The organism is Enterobacter cloacae complex sp. IR5428 (assembly GCF_049238585.1).
GTDB lineage: Bacteria > Pseudomonadota > Gammaproteobacteria > Enterobacterales > Enterobacteriaceae > Enterobacter > Enterobacter intestinihominis.
In genome coordinates, this window is the sequence record NZ_JBMKHV010000032.1 from 1 (window position 1) to 3,812 (window position 3,812).

Here is a 3,812-nt window from a genome sequence, read left to right on the forward strand (position 1 = left end):
AAGGTATTGAGGTGATGCGTGCACTACGCAAAGGCCAGGCCTCAGCATTTTATTATGGTGATCCCCTGGGCGAAATGCGCCTGGTAAGCAGAGTTTTTGAAATGTAAGGCCTTTGAATAAGACAAAAGGCTGCCTCATCGCTAACTTTGCAACAGTGCCCGTTTTTCCGATGTGCCGAAATGCCCGCTTACCAGGGTGTGCAGCTCATTCAGAATATAATCATACATCTGATAATGCGCTTTCCACGGCTCCTGTGTGGCATTGACATAAAACCCGGCACCCTGGCCGAGATCGTACTCTTTATCATCCGCCACCTGACTGCCGCGCGGACTGGTATCCGGCGCGACAATCACCAGGCCGTGTTCCGCTGCGTAACGCTGTGCCCCGGCTTTGGTGATAAAATTCTGCTCGTTGCAGGTCAGCCCGGAAAGCCAGTACAGCACAGGACATTTCTCTGTTTTTGCCTGCGGCGGCAGAAACACGGAAAAAGTCATCGGCGTGCCGGTCACCGCAGAGTGGTGACGCCAGACTTCCTGGCTGCCGCCGAAACAGACGTGATGTTCAATCCGTTCCATAGTATCTCCCTGAATACGTTATCAGTAATGAATGACTGTGCGGATGGATTTGCCGTCGTGCATCAAATCAAAAGCTTCATTGATTTTATCCAGTTCCATGGTGTGCGTGACAAACGGCGCCAGCTCGATTTTGCCGCTCATGGCATCTTCCACCATTCCCGGCAACTGGGTACGCCCTTTCACGCCGCCGAACGCCGTGCCTTTCCAGACCCGGCCGGTCACCAGCTGGAACGGACGGGTTGAAATCTCTTTTCCGGCACCCGCCACCCCGATAATTACCGACTGCCCCCAGCCACGGTGCGCACTTTCCAGCGCCGACCGCATCACATTGACATTGCCGATACATTCAAAGGTATGATCCACACCCCATTTGGTCATTTCGACCAGCACCTGCTGAACAGGTTTGTCATAATCATTGGGATTAATGCAGTCTGTGGCGCCGAACTGTTTTGCCAGCTCAAACTTGGATGGATTGGTATCGATGGCAAAGATGCGCCCCGCTTTTGCCTGACGTGCGCCCTGCACCACGGCCAGCCCGATACCGCCGAGGCCGAATACCGCCACAGAATCCCCTTCCTGTACCTTCGCGGTATTGTGTACCGCGCCGATCCCGGTGGTCACGCCGCAGCCGAGCAGGCAAACCTGCTCCGCATTGGCCTGCGGATTGATTTTCGCCAGTGATACTTCCGCCACAACGGTATATTCGCTGAATGTCGAGCAGCCCATATAGTGATAGAGCGGCTGACCGTTATACGAAAAACGGCTGGTGCCGTCCGGCATCACGCCTTTGCCCTGGGTTTCGCGGACGGCAACACAGAGGTTGGTTTTACCGGAGGTACAGAAATCACACTCGCCGCACTCGGCGGTGTACAGCGGGATCACATGGTCGCCCGGTTTCACACTGGTCACGCCCTCACCGACCTCAACCACCACCCCGGCACCTTCATGGCCGAGCACCACCGGGAACAGACCTTCCGGATCATCACCGGAAAGCGTGTAGGCATCGGTATGGCATACCCCGGTGTGACTGATTTTCACCAGCACTTCACCTTTCTTCGGCGGTGCCACATCAATTTCAACAATTTCAAGGGGTAAACCCGGCCCGAAGGCGACTGCTGCGCGTGATTTCATAACGGTTCCTCTGTGTCTGAGGCTTATCATGGCAGGCGATAAGCACGAATGCCGTCCACCATACCGCACAACAGCGCTGCCTGTATAGCGCCGGTCAGCAGGTGGCCGCCACCGGTGCCGGTTTTCTGATCAGCAGACAGATTGCCAGCAGCAGACCGTACAGTGCCGTGCCAATCAGCCACACCGTACCGTCCGCACTCTGCTGTGTCTGACTGAAAATAAAAGCAAACAGCAGCGGGCCCGCCACGCCGGTCAGATTGGTCAGGCTGACCAGCACACCCTGTAGTTTTCCCTGATTTGCCGCCGATGCCCCGGCAGAGATAATGCCCTGCAATGCAGGCAGTGCAATTCCGCCGCCTGCCAGCAGGATCAGGACCGGATACACCATCCATCCGGAAGTGATAGCAGACATCAGTAAAAACGCGGTGGCATCGGCAATAAATCCGGCGAAAATAATGGTTTTCTCACTCAGCCGTTTTGCCAGCGCCCCGGCAACCACCGCCTGAAACAGTGCATGCATCGCCCCGAGTCCCGCCAGTGAAAAACCGACCGCCGCGCTGTCCCAGGCAAAGCGGCTCTCCGTAAACAATACCCAGACAGTGGCCGGGATCTGCCCGATAAGCTGCGCGGTAAAAAAGACAAACAGCAACAGCGCCAGAGGTTTAAGCAGTGTGATAAAGCTGATACCTGCGCTTTCTTGTTTCTGCTCCGCCGGTTTTTCTTCTGTCTGTACCGCCGGTTTAAAGATAAAAAAGACCATCAGAAAGGTGCAGGCATTCAGTATTGCCGCAATGACAAACGGCAGATGCGGTGAGATATCCCCCGCCAGTCCGCCGATAGCCGGCCCGGCAATCAGCCCGGCACCAAAGGCCGCACCGAGACGGCCGAACCAGGCGGTACGCTCGCTGACCGCCGTGCTGTCCGCCACTACCGAAGCCGCAACCGCGCCGGTGGCACCAGTGATCCCGGAGATAATCCGCCCGAGATACAACATCCACAGCATATTGGACAGTGCCAGCAGTGTGTAATCAAACGCGGCACCCGCCAGGGATAACAGCAGCACCGGTCTGCGCCCCAGCTTATCTGACCATCTGCCCAGCAGCGGAGCAAAACAGACCTGCATCACCGCATACAGCGCCAGCAGAATGCCGTAATGGTTTGCCACATCCGCTTCCGGGAGATATTCCCGCAGCAGTGACGGTAATACCGGCATGATCAGACCAATTCCCATCGCGTCCAGCAGTGTAATCACCAGCGCGATGACAGCGGGTTTATTCATTTTTCAGATCCTGTGTTAATTCCCTATCATTGATAGAGTTGGAATATATCCCTATCAATGATAGAGTGTCAATCTGAAAATCGGAGGAGACGGTCATGGCACGGCTGAACAGAGAATCGGTTATTGATGCGGCACTGGAACTGCTGAATGAGACAGGGATTGACGGGCTGACGACCCGCAAGCTGGCGCAGAAGCTGGGAATAGAACAGCCGACACTTTACTGGCATGTGAAAAATAAACGGGCGTTACTGGATGCGCTGGCGGTGGAGATCCTGGCGCGTCATCATGATTATTCACTGCCTGCGGCGGGGGAATCCTGGCAGTCATTTCTGCGCAATAATGCAATGAGTTTCCGCCGGGCGCTGCTGCGTTACCGTGACGGGGCAAAAGTGCACCTCGGCACCCGCCCTGATGAAAAACAGTATGATACGGTGGAAACCCAGTTACGCTTTATGACAGAAAACGGCTTTTCACTGCGCGACGGGTTATATGCGATTTCAGCGGTCAGTCATTTTACCCTTGGTGCCGTACTGGAGCAGCAGGAGCATACTGCCGCCCTGACCGACCGCCCTGCAGCACCGGACGAAAACCTGCCGCCGCTATTGCGGGAAGCGCTGCAGATTATGGACAGTGATGATGGTGAGCAGGCCTTTCTGCATGGCCTGGAGAGCCTGATCCGGGGGTTTGAGGTGCAGCTTACGGCACTGTTGCAAATAGTCGGTGGTGATAAACTTATCATCCCCTTTTGCTGATGGAGCTGCACATGAACCCATTCAAAGGCCGGCATTTTCAGCGTGACATCATTCTGTGGGCCGTACGCTGGTACT

At 55.6% G+C, this 3,812-nt stretch carries 3 protein-coding genes and 2 pseudogenes; 2 read left to right on the forward strand and 3 right to left on the reverse strand.

Features of this window, described 5'->3' with window-relative positions; genetic code table 11:
- Positions 1–107, forward strand: a pseudogene (locus tag ACOTXC_RS22575) (IS6 family transposase); the annotation flags it as partial.
- 45 nt (positions 108–152) lie between these two features.
- On the opposite strand, the pseudogene ACOTXC_RS22580 reads toward ACOTXC_RS22575, so the two are convergent.
- The 3 genes and pseudogenes from ACOTXC_RS22580 to tet(D) all read right to left on the reverse strand — a co-directional run.
- Positions 153–575 (reverse strand): annotated as a pseudogene (locus tag ACOTXC_RS22580) (alpha/beta hydrolase-fold protein); the annotation flags it as partial.
- A gap of 21 nt (positions 576–596) precedes the next feature.
- Positions 597–1,706, reverse strand: a complete 1,110-nt coding sequence (locus ACOTXC_RS22585) for an S-(hydroxymethyl)glutathione dehydrogenase/class III alcohol dehydrogenase (protein WP_000842134.1) — start codon at positions 1,704–1,706, stop codon at positions 597–599.
- Positions 1,707–1,800: 94 nt separating this feature from the next.
- Positions 1,801–2,985, reverse strand: coding sequence for a tetracycline efflux MFS transporter Tet(D) (gene tet(D) / locus ACOTXC_RS22590; RefSeq protein ID WP_108996614.1), 1,185 nt, complete (start codon positions 2,983–2,985; stop codon positions 1,801–1,803).
- Positions 2,986–3,080: 95 nt separating this feature from the next.
- Between tet(D) and tetR(D) the strand changes: the two genes are divergently transcribed.
- The gene (gene tetR(D), locus ACOTXC_RS22595) at positions 3,081–3,737 is read left to right on the forward strand and encodes a tetracycline resistance transcriptional repressor TetR(D) (protein ID WP_000113282.1); all 657 of its coding nucleotides are present in this window, start codon (positions 3,081–3,083) and stop codon (positions 3,735–3,737) included.
- Positions 3,738–3,812 lie beyond the last annotated feature (75 nt).